The sequence below is a fragment of the Mesorhizobium sp. WSM4311 genome, from assembly GCF_002295115.1.
Lineage (GTDB): Bacteria > Pseudomonadota > Alphaproteobacteria > Rhizobiales > Rhizobiaceae > Mesorhizobium.
Genome location: NZ_NSFV01000010.1, coordinates 42320 through 56941, shown reverse-complemented (window position 1 = coordinate 56941; position 14622 = coordinate 42320). Strand labels below are relative to the sequence as shown.

Genomic DNA, 14622 nt, shown 5'->3' with positions numbered 1-14622 from the left:
CGTGGCGCCCCGCACCGGCCCGATATTGCCGGTCCGGTGTGGAGGAACCTCAAAAATCTGTTTGTCCCGAAGGAGAACGATATGACGTTCCGTCCATTGCATGATCGTGTCCTGGTCCGCCGCATCGAAGCCGAGGAGAAGACGGCCGGCGGCGTCATCATCCCCGATACCGCCAAGGAGAAGCCGCAGGAGGGCGAGGTGATTGCCATCGGCCCGGGCGCCCGCGACGAGAGCGGCAAGCTCACGCCGCTCGACGTCAAGATCGGCGACCGCATCCTGTTCGGCAAGTGGTCCGGCACGGAGATCAAGCTCAACGGCGAGGATCTGCTCATCATCAAGGAAACCGATGTGATGGGCGTGATCGACCGGGCCGCGACGATCAAGAAAGCCGCCTGATCGATGCTTCAGCGCCACAGCAACCCAGTCAATGAAGCTGCCTATTGAAGGAATGATCCAATGGCTGCCAAGGAAGTGAAATTCCATTCCGACGCCCGTGAGCGCATGCTGCGCGGCGTCAACATCCTCGCCGATGCGGTGAAGGTGACGCTCGGCCCCAAGGGCCGCAACGTCGTCATCGACAAGTCGTTCGGCGCTCCACGCATCACCAAGGACGGCGTCACCGTCGCCAAGGAGATCGAGCTCGAGGACAAGTTCGAGAACATGGGCGCCCAGATGGTGCGCGAGGTCGCCTCGAAGACCAGCGACCTTGCCGGCGACGGCACCACCACTGCAACGGTGCTTGCCCAGGCGATCGTCAAGGAAGGTGCGAAGGCCGTCGCCTCGGGGATGAACCCGATGGACCTGAAGCGCGGCATCGATAAAGCCGTGGAAGCGATTGTTCAGGAGTTGAAGACCAACGCCCGCAAGGTGACCAGGAATGACGAGATCGCCCAGGTCGGCACCATCTCGGCCAATGGCGACGCCGAGATCGGCCGCTTCCTGGCCGAAGCGATGCAGAAGGTCGGCAACGAAGGCGTCATCACCGTCGAGGAAGCCAAGACCGCCGAGACCGAACTCGAAGTCGTAGAGGGCATGCAATTCGATCGCGGCTATCTCAGCCCGTACTTCATCACCAATCAGGACAAGATGCGCGTCGAACTCGAAGAGCCCTATGTGCTGATCCACGAGAAGAAGCTGTCCAATCTGCAGGCACTGCTTCCGGTGCTGGAAGCCGTCGTTCAATCGTCCAAACCGCTGCTGATCATCGCCGAGGATGTCGAGGGCGAGGCATTGGCCACCCTGGTCGTCAACAAGCTGCGAGGTGGGCTGAAGGTCGCCGCCGTCAAGGCGCCCGGCTTCGGCGACCGCCGCAAGGCGATGCTGGAAGACATCGCCATTCTGACCGGCGGCACGGCCATCAGCGAGGATCTCGGCATCAAGCTGGAGAACGTCACGCTGGAGATGCTCGGCCGCGCCAAGAAGGTGGTGATCGAGAAAGAGAACACCACCATCGTCGACGGCGCCGGCTCGAGGAGCGAGATCCAGGGTCGCGTCAGCCAGATCAAGGCGCAAATCGAGGAAACGACCTCCGACTACGACAGGGAAAAGCTGCAGGAGCGGCTGGCCAAGCTCGCCGGCGGTGTCGCCGTCATCCGCGTCGGCGGCTCGACGGAGGTCGAGGTCAAGGAGCGCAAGGACCGTGTCGACGATGCCATGCATGCGACGCGCGCTGCGGTCGAGGAAGGCGTGTTGCCGGGTGGCGGCGTGGCGCTTCTGCGTGCGGCCAAGGCACTGGACAGGGTGCAGGCCGAGAATGAAGACCAGAAGCATGGTATCGAGATCGTGCGCCGCGCGATTGAAGCGCCAGTGCGCCAGATCGCTGAGAACGCCGGCGCGGAAGGCTCGATCATCGTCGGCAAGTTGCGTGAGAAACCGGAGTTCGGCTGGGGGTGGAACGCACAGACCAACGCGTTCGGCGACCTCTACAACGAGGGCGTCATCGATCCGGTGAAGGTGGTGCGAACCGCACTCCAGGATGCGGCATCGGTTGCCGGCCTGCTAGTAACGACGGAAGCGATGGTTGCCGAGAAGCCGAAGAAGGAACCCGCCGTTCCGGCAATGCCGGCTGGTGGCATGGACTTCTGATGGCAACGGCTGTGTCCGCGCCCGGTGGGCCCGGACACCCTGACAAATGGGTAGAGCCATGAACGTGATGAACTTGAACGTAATCCCGCCGCCGGCGCGTGCGGCCACCGATCTGAACTACGAAGCAGACCTGAAGGTTGCGCTTGACCCGATACTGGTCGACTTGCTCGACAGAGCGGAGGCCGCGGGTTGGGACCGGCGCAAAGCAGCATACACGGTGATGTTTCTGGCCGCGCGGAATCTTACCGACAGCAAAGGTCCTCCTGGAAACGGGAGTTCGGCAGGCTAAGGCGCGACGCCCGCAATCTATCGCGCACGCGCCATGGGAAAGGCTTCCGATCGATTGAGCTAATCGCGTGAAACGGAGGAAAATATGGAACACAATCAATTTCAGCATCCCGTGAGGGTGCTGGTGGGTCTTGGGTTTCCGACCGACATTCAAAGCGTAAAAGACGCCTTCGTCCTGTTGGATGAATGGCCGCCATCGAAGCGAAACTCTGCTCATGGCGTCGCGCTCAATGCCTGTCGGGCAGCCCTCGCCGGCGAGGTGGATGCCGAAACCGCTCGCAGCACATTTGTTGCCTTCGCCCGCCGCATGGATTTGCTTGTACAGGCCGCAGGCGACATCGTCGCGGCCGAGGCAGTTGGCGCTTTCGGAGCGGCTTCGAGAGGCCCCTACAACAAGTCGATGTAATCGGTCTGCGGGAGCGCACAAAGCTATGAGGGATATTCGATTTTCCGAACCAGTGAGACTGCGCGTGAGACCCTCGAGGGAGCGGGTGGTTGCCAGCAGTTGGGAAGCACTTGAGTGCCTTCATGACCAATGGCCGGAATGGGCGAGAGGACCAAGCTATCGAGCTGCCCGCCGCACTTGCCGCGACGCCTTGGACGGATGGCGGGCTCCGCAACAAGCAAGACGGGCATTTTTGAAGGCGGCCCGTCGTGCAGGTTTGATCCAGGTCTCATAGTGAGCCCGGCGCTGAGGTAAGTCTTTGCTTTGCGAGCGACGCAATCTGACCGATTGCACGCCTCCGTCGGATCTGCAAGGAGCGGATATGACCCGGCGGCCCAGGTCGGAACCAGCCTGCACGTCGTTGTCGCCGCCTATCGCAAGCATCGTTCCCAAGCCTTTAGAAAACGGCGAGTCATGAGCTGACGAGTGCCATCATTTGCCGGACAGGACTGACGAAAAGGCCCCCAAAATCATTTCGCCTACAACTTATGGACTTACGCGATAGCGCTCAATTCAAACTGGAAGAATTGAGCGTGTATGGGGCAGAAATGCACGTTGCACCGACCGCGATCACCGGACTTCACTGGGGCGAGACGTCACGGATGGTCTGCGCGAGCAAGCGGACGCTGGAAGCAATCGCGCTGTCGGGAATTCGGCCGTAGCCGATGAACAAGCGCCGTGGCCCGGCCGCGGTTTGAGAATATCGTCCGAGCGCTTCGGTCGCCACGCCCCGTTTTCGGAGAAGCGCGACGATGTCGGCCTCACCGGCTCGACCAATGGTTGCGGGCAGTCGCACCGTTACGTGGAGACCCGCTGCCGCGCCCTCAACCTCGACGTCCGGGAGTTCGTCCCTCAAGCAGCTCAGCAGACTGTTGCGGCGATCACGGTAGATACGGCGCATCTTCCGCAAGTGCCGATCATAGGCGCCTGACTGCAGAAGGTGCGCAAGTGCGTCCTGATCGATGCGCGGAGGTCCTTCGCTCCAGCGCCGCAGCTCGCGGTTCATCGGTGCGATCAGCTGCGGCGGAACCACGAGCCAGCCGAGGCGCAGCGCCGGCGCCAGTGTCTTGCTTGCGGTGCCTGCATAGACGACCCGATCGGCAGCGAGGCCCTGTAGTGCCCCGACCGGCGCCTGATCGTAGCGGAACTCCGCATCATAGTCGTCTTCAAGAATATAGCGGTCCGTTTCATGAAGCCATTTCACCAGGCGCTGTCGCCGAACCGCGCTGAGCACGCCGCCAACCGGAAACTGGTGCGACGGAGTAATCAGCGCGCCATCGGCGCCGGTCGCGATGAGCTGGTCGACGTCGATCCCATCCTCGTCCACCGGCACGGGGACTCGGAGGAGCCCGGCCTTGTCGACCGCGACCCAATCGCTGTAACCCGGATCCTCGACCGCAACGCTGCGCGCTCCGACGGCATGCAGGACAACACAGGCCAGGGCGCGCCCTTCGGCAAAGCCGCTGGTGATGAAGATGCGTGAGGGGTCGGCGATGAGGCCGCGCACGCGGCCGAGATAATCGGCGAGCGCAGCCCGGAGGACCGAACTCCCGCGAAGGTCGCCATAGCCGAGATCGCTCGCCGGAAGGGTCTGGAGCACCTGCCTGACGGCGCTCAGCCAGGCCTTGCGCGGGAAATGCCCTACGTCCGGCATGGCCGGCCGCAGATCGTAGCGGATCACCTCATCGGCGGACCGCTGCTCGGCCGGGGCGGCGACGTTCGCCAAGCCGGCGGCGACCATCGGCCGTGCGCCCTGACGCGGGGTCAGGAATCCCTCGGCGGCGAGTTGCGCATAGGCGTCGACCACAAGTGGGCGCGAGACACCCAGTTGGGCGGCGAGCGCGCGGGTCGAGGGAAGGAGGACGCCCGGGCGCAAGGCCCCGGTTCGAATTCGGGTCAGCAGGCCGCGGCGGAGCTGACTGCCGAGGCTCTCATTGATCGAGCGGTCAAGGCTGAGAGCGATGTCCGCGTTCAAACTGGTCAACTAAATTCCCCAACAACTGGCCATGTCGTCAAGACCAGTATCACGGTAAGCCGGGCCTCGTCATCTGTGAGGACAAGACCATGGCGACAACCGCAATTACCGCACCACGGGCGCGAACCGCTCCTGAGCCGATTTTGACGGCTCCCATGCTGAGCATTGCAGGCGTGATGCTTTCGGCAATGAGCAGCTTCTATCTGCTTCTGTCGGCCATTCCCGCGCATGCGTCGGCTGTCGCAGGGACCAGCGGCGCAGGCGCCGCAACCGGCGCCTTGATGGCAGCCACCATCGTCGGCGAAATTGCCGCGCCACAGGTGATCAACCGCGCCGGTCGTAAGAGCGCGCTTGCGCTCGCCCTCGGCATGCTCGGTCTAGGCTGCCTTACGGCCTTTCCTGCTTCGCTCGCGCTGCTGCTCCTCAATTGCGCAGGTCGCGGGCTTGCACTTGGCGTGCTGCTCGTCGCCGCCTCCGGTCTCTCGGCCCAGATGGCACCACCGTCGCGGCGTGCCGAAGCCATGAGCATATCTGGGGTCGCGTCTGCGGTTCCGGCGATCGTGGCCGTTCCCCTCGGCCCTTGGGTGCTGACGAATCTCGGTGCACCGGGGACAGCCGTCTGCGCGGCGGCGCTTGCCTTTGCCGCCATTGCCGCGACCGCGGTTCTTCCTTCCGAGCGGAAGATCGAGATGCACGAGGCTCACTGCCTTCCGCCTTTGGGCCTGGCAATCGGGCCGGCAATCTCGCTCGGCTGCGGCGCGGTCCTTGTCGGCGCAGCGGTCACCTTTCTTCCTCTCGCCCATCCGGAGGCGACCAGCGGGACGATCATGCTGGGCCTGCTGCTTCAGGGTTTGGGCGCAACCGTTACCCGCTGGCTTTCGGCACGGCATGTCGACAGGCACGGCACGCGCCTGCCTATGCTCGCTGGCCTCGCCGCGTGTGTCGTCGCCGCAATCGGCCTGGCGGCCACGGGTGAGGCAGAGGTGCTCTGCGGCATGCTCTTGAGCGGGATAGCCTTCGGCGTGCTGCAAACCGCGACTCTCGCCGAGCTGCTCGCCCGCGCGGCTCCCTCGCAGGTGGATGGCGCAGGCGCACTGTGGAACGGCGCTTATGACGCGGGCCTCGGTATCGGCGGAATTGCGTTCGGCGGCCTTGCGACAGCGGTCGGGTTCAGCACGGCGTTCGTCGCGACAGCTGGCGTTTTCACGCTCGTTGCGCTCCTCCATCTCGCCACAACGAAAGGGAACCATGCATGCTGAGGCGCCAATTTCTTTCCGATATTGTCTGCGGACTTCATGGCCGGCTGGATGCGATCCCTGAACTGAATGGGGCCGCAACGCGCCAGGGGCGCCGGCTGATCGATGTTCGCCACAGCGACGTTCATGCGCCGGTCGCTACCGGCGCGCTGAGGCGCCGTAGCCAATCCGTTTCGCAAAAAGGGCGGCGGGTGACCGGCGATGGTTGGCGCAATCGAGCATTCCTCGCCGACGGCAGGTGGACAGATTTAGACGGCGCGATCCTGATGGGTCCGCCCGTGTTTTGGCATCCAACACAAGGAGCGACTGACATGAGAAAACTAATGGTTTCGAGTTTCATCTCACTCGACGGCATCGTCGAGTCGCCGATGACCTGGGCGTCACGGTTTTTCGACGACGAGGTCAGGGCGTTTGCCCTTCGGAAGCTGGACGATGTCGAGTTCTTCCTTCTCGGCCGCAAAGCCTATGAGTACTTCGCTCCGGTTTGGCCTAACGCGACCGGAAGCGCCTACATGGATCGAATCAACGGGCTGAAGAAGCTGGTGGCGTCAACGACGCTCGACGAGGTCGGGTGGAATGCATCGCTTATCAAAGGCGATGTGGCCGAAGGACTTGCCATGCTCAAGAGGCAGGCCGGCGGGCATATCCTGAAATACGGTATCACGGAACTGGACAGAACGCTGTTGGACAACAACCTCGTCGATGAATACGACCTTTTAGTCTTGCCTACCAAAGTCGGTCAGGGCAAACGCGCTTTTGCGGACATCGATGCGGACAAAATAAACATGGAACTCGTCCGCACGCACCGCTTCGCGAATGGTGTCGTGGCGCTCACATATCGACCGCACTGACTGCCATCCGAACAGCGAAAGCTGCTATCTGTGGGCGGCGCCTAGCCTCGCCCCCAGATCCATTGGGTTGTTGCGATACCCTTGATCGCACAACCAGCCGAGCCAATACGACAGCACAGATGCAATTATGGGACGACGTTTTGGCGATCCGCATTCTGGTCGACGGCCGAGAGAATCTTCTCGAGAGATGGCGACTGTCGACGGCGCTCCTCCGGCACCCACTGAAGAAAGCCGCCGATACGCCGTTGAACCTTGGTCAGGTGACCAGCGGCGATGTCGCTCAGACGATGATCAAGAAAAGGGTTGTCGAACCTCTCAAGCGTGGTCGCTACGTATGCTGTCGCTTCCTGCTCCAGGCCCCGGGCCTTGAAGCCAGGAACGACCTCGGAACCATAGATCTCCGTCAGCAAGCTTCGATATCCATCGACTTCCAGCATTTCGCGCACCGTCAGGTTGGGTCTCAGCCCATCGGCCATCCAGTATTGTGCGAGCACCGTGTGACCGAGGTTCAAGATGTGCAGCTTCAGTCTCTCGATGCGGTCGAGATCATCGACAAGCGCGATCGCGGGGTGACGGCAAGGCAGCCTCAGCCCAGCTTGCTGTTCAATCGCCCATAGCGCGTATGGCTCCGCGACTGCCCCGACGGGCTCGATGGCCGACGAGACGATGCGGTCGACCAGCGAGTTGGCAAAGACGCAATCGTCGGCGATGAACGACAAAAGGGCGTCGGAGGCGCCGCTTCGCTTGGCCAAAGCGATCAACGCTTCCTTCAGCGTGTCGCCATTGCGCGGAACCAATTCGGTTGGAAGCACCACGACGGGCCTTGCCGACACCGCAAATCGGTGCGCGAGCAGAACGAGCAATTTTGCCGGATATCCCGCCGGCGCCGGGCCGCGGGCGTGGGTGAGGTCGACGACGAGATCGGATGGAATGGTGAGGCCCGCCTCCGTCGTGTTCGAAACAACGAATTCCGCTTGTTCCGCAAACAGCGTGGTCAACCGCGACCAGTCAAGTTCGGCATCAAGCGCGCGCCGTATGCTCTTCACGCGGATTTCATGCTCGACGCGGTGGCGCTTCTTCAGCCCGCGGATGACAACCGGGTAGCCCTCATCGCGGGCGAGCCCCTGCAAACGGGCTCGGCCGCTCGCCGAGCCGCTGATCGCGACCACCGTGATGGGTCCGACCGCATCGCCTGCCGACAGCGCCTCGTGCACGAAGAGCGCTGCGTGCGCCTGCAGAAAGCGGCTCGTGCCAAACTGGAAAATGGGCGTGACGATTTCGTTGGTCAACGATCTTCCTCGTTCTCTAGAAGCTTGGTGAGGGTACGCATCGGCCGCCGGTCCAAATATGATCCGTCTGCTGCGGGTCCGACAATCCGCGTTTGCTGAAGTCAGCCAAGTTCCGCCACGCCGATAACGGCCTTGATCAGGCCGGATTTCTGCCGAGCCCAGATCGCGATATCGCGGGGGCTGTCATGCAGGGTGGTGCGGTGGGTGACGAGTTGGTCGATTGGTATTTTTCCGGCGTGGATCGAGGCGATGACGTGCTGGAAGTCGGCGTGCGTCGCGTTGCGACTGCCGATCAGAATCATTTCGCGCTTGTGGAATTCGGGATCGGAGAAGCTAACCTCGTCCTTGATGACGCTGACCAATATCATGGCGCCGCCATGGGCCACGTAGCTGAATGCGGCTTGGATCGAGGCCTTGCTGCCGCTCGCGTCGAAGACGAGGTCAAAACCGTCACCATCGGTTCGCTCCCGCACCAGCTCGACAGGCGAGGCCGATGCATTGTCGATGACAGGAAAACCGAGTTGGCGTTCGGCGAAGTCGAGCCGCTCTCTGCTCATATCCATGATCGTCACCGCCTGGCCTGCAAGACGGGCAAACAATGCCGTACCCAATCCAATCGGCCCAGCGCCGATGACCAGCGTACGGACGCCAGCAGCAAGCTTGGAGCGCCTCACCGCGTGGGCGCCGATCGCCAGAAATTCCACGGCTGCCGCGTCAACGGCTGAGAGTCCTGCGGCCGGGTAAAGGTTGCCGGCAGGCACCAACAATTGTTCACACATGCCACCGTCGCGATGAACGCCCAACACTTCTATCGACACGCAGCAATTGGGCTTGTCGTGACGGCACGCAATGCATTTGCCGCAGGCGAAATAGGGATTTACGACGACCCGTTCTCCGGCCTCGATGGCGACGCCTTGACCAACCGCCTTCACAGTGCCGGAGAGTTCATGCCCCATGATCCGCGGATAGGCCAGGTAGGGGTGCTTGCCTTCAAAGATATGGTAGTCGGTGCCACAGATGCCGACATGGCTGATGTTGATCAATGCCCATCCGGCTTCCGGCCGCCCCGGCGCCGGGCGATGTTCGAAGATCAATTCGCCGGGCTTTCGGCATACGAGCGCTTTCATTCGGGCATCTTCCTGAAATGTTCCAAAAAAAACCCGGCGGTTGGGGTAGCCGCCGGGCCGAGGTGTGAGTGCCTATTCGAAGTCCTTGACGTTCTTCAGCGTCACGAGCCCGGCGCCGGTATCCACATTTGCCTCCACAGCTTCCCCACGGATTGCCTTGACGACAGTGTCGATGCCCAGCTCGCCCATCTTTGCCGGAAATTGTGCAACACTGGCATCTTCCGCGCCCGACTTGATGGCTTCGATCTCACCGCAGCAGGCGTCGAAGCCGACCAGGATGATCTTGTCGTTGGCAATGCCCGCATTGCTGATCGATTTGACGGCTCCCGGGATTGGCGGGCCGCAGGCCGAGTAGATCGCCTTGAGGTCGGGATTGGCGGTCAGGATGTCTTCGGTCACTGACGTTCCAAGTTCGAGCGTGCAATTGGTTGCGCCCTTGCCAACCACCTCGACCTTGACGTCGCCAAGGCCCTCCATCATCCCGGTGACCCGGTCGTCCAGCGCCGGCACACCTGGGACGCCTTGCAGAATGCCGATCTTGTCGCCGCTCTTGAGCACGGTCTTCAGGTACTCTCCGGCGATCTTGCCGCCGTTGAGATTGTTGGTCGAGACCAGTGCGGTCTGGCCCTTCCAGTTTGGGATGCTGTTGTCGACGAGAACCACCTTGATGCCTGCAGCGACGGCCTTGTCGAGCGCCGGAGCAACGGTCGGATCGACCGGAGTGATCGCCAGACCCTTGACGCCTTGCGTGATCATGGACTCGATCAGAGCGATCTGACCCTCAATGTCGGTTGCTGCCTGGCCCTGGCCGGTGACCAGTTCGATCTCGGGATGGGCGGCCGCGTATTTCTTGGCGGCGTCCTCCATGGTCGAGTAGAACGGCACCGGGAACTTCGTAATCAGGCCGACCTTGATCTTGTCGGCGGCAGAAGCGGGCATCGCAAACGCAATGGCGATCGCCAGCCCAGCGAACAGTTTTCGGTTCATTGGCATTCCATTCCTCCCTTGGAATTTGAGGCGTCTTCCGGCGGAAGTCGCTTCAGGCATTTGCGGACCGGAACGGCCCCCAAATCTCGAACGGATCAGGCTCCAACGATCATGGAAACCAGCTCCTGCTTGTTGTCCTTGGTCGGAACAAGTTCACCAACCTTGCGGCCCTGGCGAAGCACCACGGCGCGATCGGCAAGCTCGACGACATGCTCCATATTGTGGGTGATGAGGATGACTGCGTTGCCCTGGTCACGCAGGGCAGCAACGAGGTTGAGCACCTGGCGTGATTCGCGCAGGCCAAGTGCTGCGGTCGGCTCGTCGAGGATCACAACCTTGCGGGCAAAAACGGTCGACCGCGCCACTGCGATGGCTTGCCTTTGGCCGCCCGACATCATGGCAACGACGGCGTCGAGCCGCGGCAAGGTGACCTTAAGGTTTGCCAGCAGAACGCGGGTCTCGGCATCCATCTTGCGCTGTTGAAGAAATCGCAGGCCGCGCGGAAGCCATGGCGGCCAGGCCAGTTCGCGACCGGCAAAGAAGTTCTGTCCAGGCGTCAGATTGTCGAACAGCGCCAGGTCCTGGTAGACGGTCTCGATGCCGGCGAAGCGCGCATCCGCGGGGGAGCGTACCTGCGTCGGCGCACCGTCCAGAAGGATCGCGCCGGCATCGAGTTGGTGCACCCCGCTGATGCATTTGGTCAACGTCGACTTGCCGGCGCCATTGTCGCCGAGAAGCCCGAGGATCTCGCCGCGCCGGACCTCGATGCTGACATCGTCCAGCGCCATGACCGAGCCGAAACGCTTGGTCGCGCCTCGCACCGCCAGCACAGGACGGTCGGCAGAGGCTGTATGATCGACGCTGGCCGCAACGGCACTCATGACTGCCTCCCGGCCTGCATGACGCGCACACGCCCTTCGAGGTAGTTGCGCAGCACGTCGGACTCGACCGCTATGACAATGACCACGCCGATGACGATGAGCTGGAAGAAGACGTTGACGTTAAGCAGATTCAGCGCGTTGCGGATGACGCCGATCATGATGGCACCGATCAAGGCATGGCCAAGATGGCCGCGGCCGCCGAGAAAACTGGCACCGCCGATGATCACCGCCGCGATCGTGTCCAGTTCCAGCAGATTGCCGAACAAGGGCGAACCGGCGTCGGTACGGCCGGCGAGGATGACCGCGCCGATGCCGGCGCACAGCCCTGAGATCACATAAACCGAAACCAGCACCCATGACACGGGAATGCCCATGCGCACGGCAGCGTCAGGTCGGCCGCCGACGGCATAGATCCAGCGCCCCCAGACCATCGTCTTGGCCATGACGAAAAGGACCGCGGCAACGCCGGCAACGACGAAGACCGAACCCGGCAGACCCCAGACCGCCTCGCGGCCCAGCGCATCGATGGCCTCCGGCATTCCAGGAATGGCGCGCCCATCGGCCAATTGGAGTGCCAGGCCCTTGGCGATGCTCAATGTCGCCAGCGTGATGATAAAAGGATGCGGCAACCGGCCGAAGACATAGAAAAGCCCGTTGATGGCGCCGACCGCCGCCCCGCAGCCAACCATCACCGCGATCACTGCGACTGCGGGAGCACCGGCGTGAAAGCTGAGCGCGCCGACGACGGAAGCCAGTGCAACGTTCGAGCCTACGGAAAGATCGATCCCGCGTGTCAGGATGACCAGATGCTGCCCCATTGCGACAACCGAGATAACGGCGGTCTGGGCGAGGATGTTGCTGAGGTTGCGCCCTGTCAGGAAATAGGGTGACAGAAAACTAAGCAAGACGATCAGCAGCACCAGGATGACGACCGGACCAGCACTCAGCAGGGCCAGCCCAAGCGCAAGGCCTGGAACGGCTTCCTGCTTCCCGGACTCCGGCAATGCAGCCTCGCCGGCAGTGGTGCCGGTGTTTCCCGATTCAGGCAAAGTTCTCCTCCCCGCCGAAAGCTCGTTCGAGCCCTCGCCGTCAAAACTTTTGCTGTATTTCAGCTTCTTCTTATCGATAAAAAACAACCACCATCACTTGGTCAAGTTGTTTTTTATGGATAAAGTTCATGCTAGAAAGGACAAGGTGTTGCTCCGAGGAAGAACCGATGCGAACCGACACTGTGTACAAAAAGGCCTTCAACCGCGCCGCCACCATGCTGCGGGATGGACAATTAAGCGGGGAGCTCCCCTCCGAAAATGAGCTGAGACGGCGGATGGGAGTGAGCCGTACGACCGTTCGAAAGGTTCTGGGAGAACTTGCCCACCGCGAACTCGTCGCGGAGCGCGGCGGCGTCCGGACGGCAGGCCGCGCGGTCGAGGATAGCGACTACTATCCCGACGCCGAAACCACGTCGCGGGCCAACCATGTCGAACAGCAGTTCATGGAGTGGATGCTGCGGGGTGACACCAGGCCTGGCACCAGTATCAACGAGCTCGAACTTGCCCGGCAGTTCGGTGTCGCGACCAACGGTATTCGTGAGTTCCTGATCCGGTTCAGCCGATTTGGGCTGCTCGAGAAAAGGCCGAACACCGGCTGGCTTTTCAAGGGCTTCACGGAGGATTTCGCTCTTGAGCTGTTCGAGATCCGGGTGATGTTCGAGCTGCGCTCGGCGCATCTCTTTTCACGGCAACCCAACACGTCTCCGCTGTGGGATAAGCTCGCCGCGCTCAAGGTCGCACATACCGAATTGCTAAAGCGGATTGAAAGCCGCTATCACGACTTCTCCGGCCTCGACAACCGCTTTCATCGGCTCATAAACGAGGCTTCTCCGAACCGCTTCATCGACGATTTCTACGACATCATCAGCTTCATTTTTCACTACCACTATCAGTGGAACAAGCATGATGAACTGCAGCGCAACCAAGCTGCGATTCTGGAGCATCTGGCCTATATCGATGCACTCGAAAGCCGCGATCCCGAGCGCATCAGACGGGCCTGCCAGGCGCATCTCGCTTCGGCAAAGGCAACGCTGATGCGCTCGCTGGTCTGAACTTTGTGGATGGCGGAAGCTCCGCTGGGGAATCGATGCATCCGTCAGGAAGTTGGTGGACCGTCGCTTCAGCCTCGGCGAATGCATTGGCGATGCCGTTTCCAGTGCTTTCCATAAACCCGACCCGATCGTGAACGACCGGTCGTCTCGGAGTCAGCCCTTGCGCTCCTGAAGGCTGTTGCCGCCGTCGACCACCAGCAGGGCGCCGTTGACGTAGCTCGCGCCTTCCGATGCCAGGAACATCACCGCTGCGGCAACCTCGTCCGGTCGCCCGGCCCGCGCCGGTGGCGTGTGCAGGGCAGCTTGCCGTTCCATCTCGCTCGACGAACCTGTTTCGATCCAGCCGGGCGCCACGGCATTGGCCGTGATGCCGCTTTTTGCCACTTCGAGCGCCAGCGTGCGCGTCAGGCCGACCATGCCGGCTTTGGCGGCGGAATAGGCTGATGTGCCTTCGAAAGCCACCAATGGCCCGGTGACCGACGCCACATTGATGATACGCCCATAGCCTGCCTTTACCATCGCCGGCAAAAACGCCCGGGTGACCAGGAAGGCCGTCTTCAGGCTGACGGCAATCCCTTGGTCCCAGTCGGCCTCCGTCATGGCGAGAAACGCCCTGTCGGCCGAGGGCGATGCCAGCGAGCCCATGCCGGCATTGTTGACCAGGATGTCGACAGCGCCGACATCCGCCCGCAGCCGCGCGACTTCGACTGCGATGGTGAGATCGGCGACCGCGGCTTTGGCATTGATGTCTTCGGCGCAAAGCTCGGCGGCGCGATCGAGTACACGCGCGCTGGCACCGCTCAGGAAAACGGCATGACCGGCAAGGCCAAGCTGCCGCGCGATGGCAAAGCCGATGCCGTCGGCAGCACCCGCCCCTGTGATCAGCGCACGCTTGTTGGTAGACGAAGGCAAGGTCAAATCAGGCTCCCCTGGTTGCGCGGCCGCTGCTTCACCGCGCACTTTGGCGGCCGTGCTGCGAAGATTTGCTCGCAACATTCCGCGCCACTTTGCGTTCTCGAAATGCCGAAACCGGTCGCTCAGTGGTGTCCGCTCTGCTGCCGGAAGCTTTCTCCTCAGACTTCATCCGACTAGGATGAGACCACAGGCCGAACTATGCAAGAGTGTGATCTTTCTAAGGAAAATCAATGGTTTAGCGGATTGTTAGCCAGCCCATATCCTTCGTACGATCTCGTATGGTCTGGCGAACCCGAAAACAACGAACGAGATTGATTACTGGCTCGACATACCAATTTAGCCCGAGTGGCCCAGGACTCACTTTGTGATTGGCCGAAATGTGGCCGGACACGGACGGCCCGCTTTCGGAGCAGCCCAAAGAG

At 61.9% G+C, this 14622-nt stretch carries 15 protein-coding genes; 8 read left to right on the top strand and 7 right to left on the bottom strand.

What is annotated here, in order from left to right:
* Nucleotides 1-81 precede the first annotated feature (81 nt).
* From CK226_RS24575 to CK226_RS24555, 5 genes are all read left to right on the top strand, one after another.
* The gene (locus tag CK226_RS24575; protein ID WP_095775977.1) at nucleotides 82-396 is read left to right on the top strand and encodes a co-chaperone GroES; all 315 of its coding nucleotides are present in this window, start codon (nucleotides 82-84) and stop codon (nucleotides 394-396) included.
* Nucleotides 397-456: 60 nt separating this feature from the next.
* Nucleotides 457-2085, top strand: a complete 1629-nt coding sequence (gene groL, locus CK226_RS24570; RefSeq protein WP_095775932.1) for a chaperonin GroEL — start codon at nucleotides 457-459, stop codon at nucleotides 2083-2085.
* 58 nt (nucleotides 2086-2143) lie between these two features.
* Nucleotides 2144-2374 carry a hypothetical protein gene (locus CK226_RS24565; protein WP_095775933.1) on the top strand — a complete coding sequence of 77 codons (231 nt, stop codon included), beginning with the start codon at nucleotides 2144-2146 and terminating at the stop codon, nucleotides 2372-2374.
* Between the two features lie 84 nt (nucleotides 2375-2458).
* Nucleotides 2459-2779, top strand: a complete 321-nt coding sequence (locus CK226_RS24560; protein ID WP_095775934.1) for a DUF982 domain-containing protein — start codon at nucleotides 2459-2461, stop codon at nucleotides 2777-2779.
* 25 nt (nucleotides 2780-2804) lie between these two features.
* Nucleotides 2805-3053: a DUF982 domain-containing protein gene (locus CK226_RS24555; RefSeq protein ID WP_095790399.1), complete on the top strand. Its 249-nt coding sequence runs from the start codon at nucleotides 2805-2807 to the stop codon at nucleotides 3051-3053.
* 345 nt (nucleotides 3054-3398) lie between these two features.
* Here CK226_RS24555 and CK226_RS24550 read toward each other — a convergent pair whose 3' ends face one another.
* Nucleotides 3399-4802: a PLP-dependent aminotransferase family protein gene (locus CK226_RS24550; RefSeq protein ID WP_095793315.1), complete on the bottom strand. Its 1404-nt coding sequence runs from the start codon at nucleotides 4800-4802 to the stop codon at nucleotides 3399-3401.
* 80 nt (nucleotides 4803-4882) lie between these two features.
* On the opposite strand from CK226_RS24550, the gene CK226_RS24545 reads away from it, so the two are divergent.
* Together CK226_RS24545 and CK226_RS34485 are read left to right on the top strand one after the other, a co-directional pair.
* Nucleotides 4883-6052 carry an MFS transporter gene (locus CK226_RS24545; protein WP_095793314.1) on the top strand — a complete coding sequence of 390 codons (1170 nt, stop codon included), beginning with the start codon at nucleotides 4883-4885 and terminating at the stop codon, nucleotides 6050-6052.
* Nucleotides 6046-6900, top strand: coding sequence for a dihydrofolate reductase family protein (locus tag CK226_RS34485; protein ID WP_142887636.1), 855 nt, complete (start codon nucleotides 6046-6048; stop codon nucleotides 6898-6900). The genes CK226_RS24545 and CK226_RS34485 overlap by 7 nt, the downstream gene beginning before the upstream one ends.
* Nucleotides 6901-7025: 125 nt before the next feature.
* On the opposite strand, the gene CK226_RS24535 is transcribed toward CK226_RS34485, so the two are convergent.
* The 5 genes from CK226_RS24535 to CK226_RS24515 all read right to left on the bottom strand — a co-directional run bounded on the left by CK226_RS24535 (nucleotide 7026) and on the right by CK226_RS24515 (nucleotide 12233).
* A complete protein-coding gene (locus tag CK226_RS24535) occupies nucleotides 7026-8189 on the bottom strand; it encodes a mannitol dehydrogenase family protein (RefSeq protein WP_245437828.1) in 1164 nt (387 codons plus the stop codon).
* Nucleotides 8190-8290: 101 nt separating this feature from the next.
* On the bottom strand, nucleotides 8291-9316 hold the full coding sequence (locus CK226_RS24530; RefSeq protein WP_095793313.1) for a zinc-binding alcohol dehydrogenase family protein: 1026 nt from the start codon (nucleotides 9314-9316) through the stop codon (nucleotides 8291-8293).
* Nucleotides 9317-9388: 72 nt separating this feature from the next.
* Complete coding sequence (locus CK226_RS24525; protein ID WP_095793312.1) at nucleotides 9389-10303, bottom strand: sugar ABC transporter substrate-binding protein; 915 nt, start codon at nucleotides 10301-10303, stop codon at nucleotides 9389-9391.
* Between the two features lie 95 nt (nucleotides 10304-10398).
* Nucleotides 10399-11184, bottom strand: coding sequence for an ATP-binding cassette domain-containing protein (locus CK226_RS24520; RefSeq protein WP_095790404.1), 786 nt, complete (start codon nucleotides 11182-11184; stop codon nucleotides 10399-10401).
* Entirely contained in the window at nucleotides 11181-12233 is a 1053-nt protein-coding gene (locus tag CK226_RS24515) for an ABC transporter permease (RefSeq protein ID WP_245318382.1), read from the bottom strand. The genes CK226_RS24520 and CK226_RS24515 overlap by 4 nt, the downstream gene beginning before the upstream one ends.
* Before the next feature lie 167 nt (nucleotides 12234-12400).
* On the opposite strand from CK226_RS24515, the gene CK226_RS24510 reads away from it, so the two are divergent.
* Complete coding sequence (locus CK226_RS24510) at nucleotides 12401-13285, top strand: GntR family transcriptional regulator (protein ID WP_095793311.1); 885 nt, start codon at nucleotides 12401-12403, stop codon at nucleotides 13283-13285.
* 153 nt (nucleotides 13286-13438) lie between these two features.
* Here the strand turns inward: CK226_RS24510 and CK226_RS24505 are convergent, their stop codons facing one another.
* A complete protein-coding gene (locus CK226_RS24505; protein ID WP_245318383.1) occupies nucleotides 13439-14203 on the bottom strand; it encodes an SDR family NAD(P)-dependent oxidoreductase in 765 nt (254 codons plus the stop codon).
* Nucleotides 14204-14622: the final 419 nt, after the last annotated feature.

Excerpts from the sequence above, each read along its gene's own strand:
- CK226_RS24575 (WP_095775977.1), top strand. The coding sequence starts at position 82 with ATGACGTTCCGTCCATTGCATGATCGTGTCCTGGTCCGCCGCATCGAA.
- groL (WP_095775932.1), top strand. The coding sequence starts at position 457 with ATGGCTGCCAAGGAAGTGAAATTCCATTCCGACGCCCGTGAGCGCATG.
- CK226_RS24565 (WP_095775933.1), top strand. The coding sequence starts at position 2,144 with ATGAACGTGATGAACTTGAACGTAATCCCGCCGCCGGCGCGTGCGGCC.
- CK226_RS24560 (WP_095775934.1), top strand. The coding sequence starts at position 2,459 with ATGGAACACAATCAATTTCAGCATCCCGTGAGGGTGCTGGTGGGTCTT.
- CK226_RS24555 (WP_095790399.1), top strand. The coding sequence starts at position 2,805 with ATGAGGGATATTCGATTTTCCGAACCAGTGAGACTGCGCGTGAGACCC.
- CK226_RS24545 (WP_095793314.1), top strand. The coding sequence starts at position 4,883 with ATGGCGACAACCGCAATTACCGCACCACGGGCGCGAACCGCTCCTGAG.
- CK226_RS34485 (WP_142887636.1), top strand. The coding sequence starts at position 6,046 with ATGCTGAGGCGCCAATTTCTTTCCGATATTGTCTGCGGACTTCATGGC.
- CK226_RS24530 (WP_095793313.1), bottom strand. The coding sequence starts at position 9,316 with ATGAAAGCGCTCGTATGCCGAAAGCCCGGCGAATTGATCTTCGAACAT.
- CK226_RS24525 (WP_095793312.1), bottom strand. The coding sequence starts at position 10,303 with ATGAACCGAAAACTGTTCGCTGGGCTGGCGATCGCCATTGCGTTTGCG.
- CK226_RS24520 (WP_095790404.1), bottom strand. The coding sequence starts at position 11,184 with ATGAGTGCCGTTGCGGCCAGCGTCGATCATACAGCCTCTGCCGACCGT.
- CK226_RS24510 (WP_095793311.1), top strand. The coding sequence starts at position 12,401 with ATGCGAACCGACACTGTGTACAAAAAGGCCTTCAACCGCGCCGCCACC.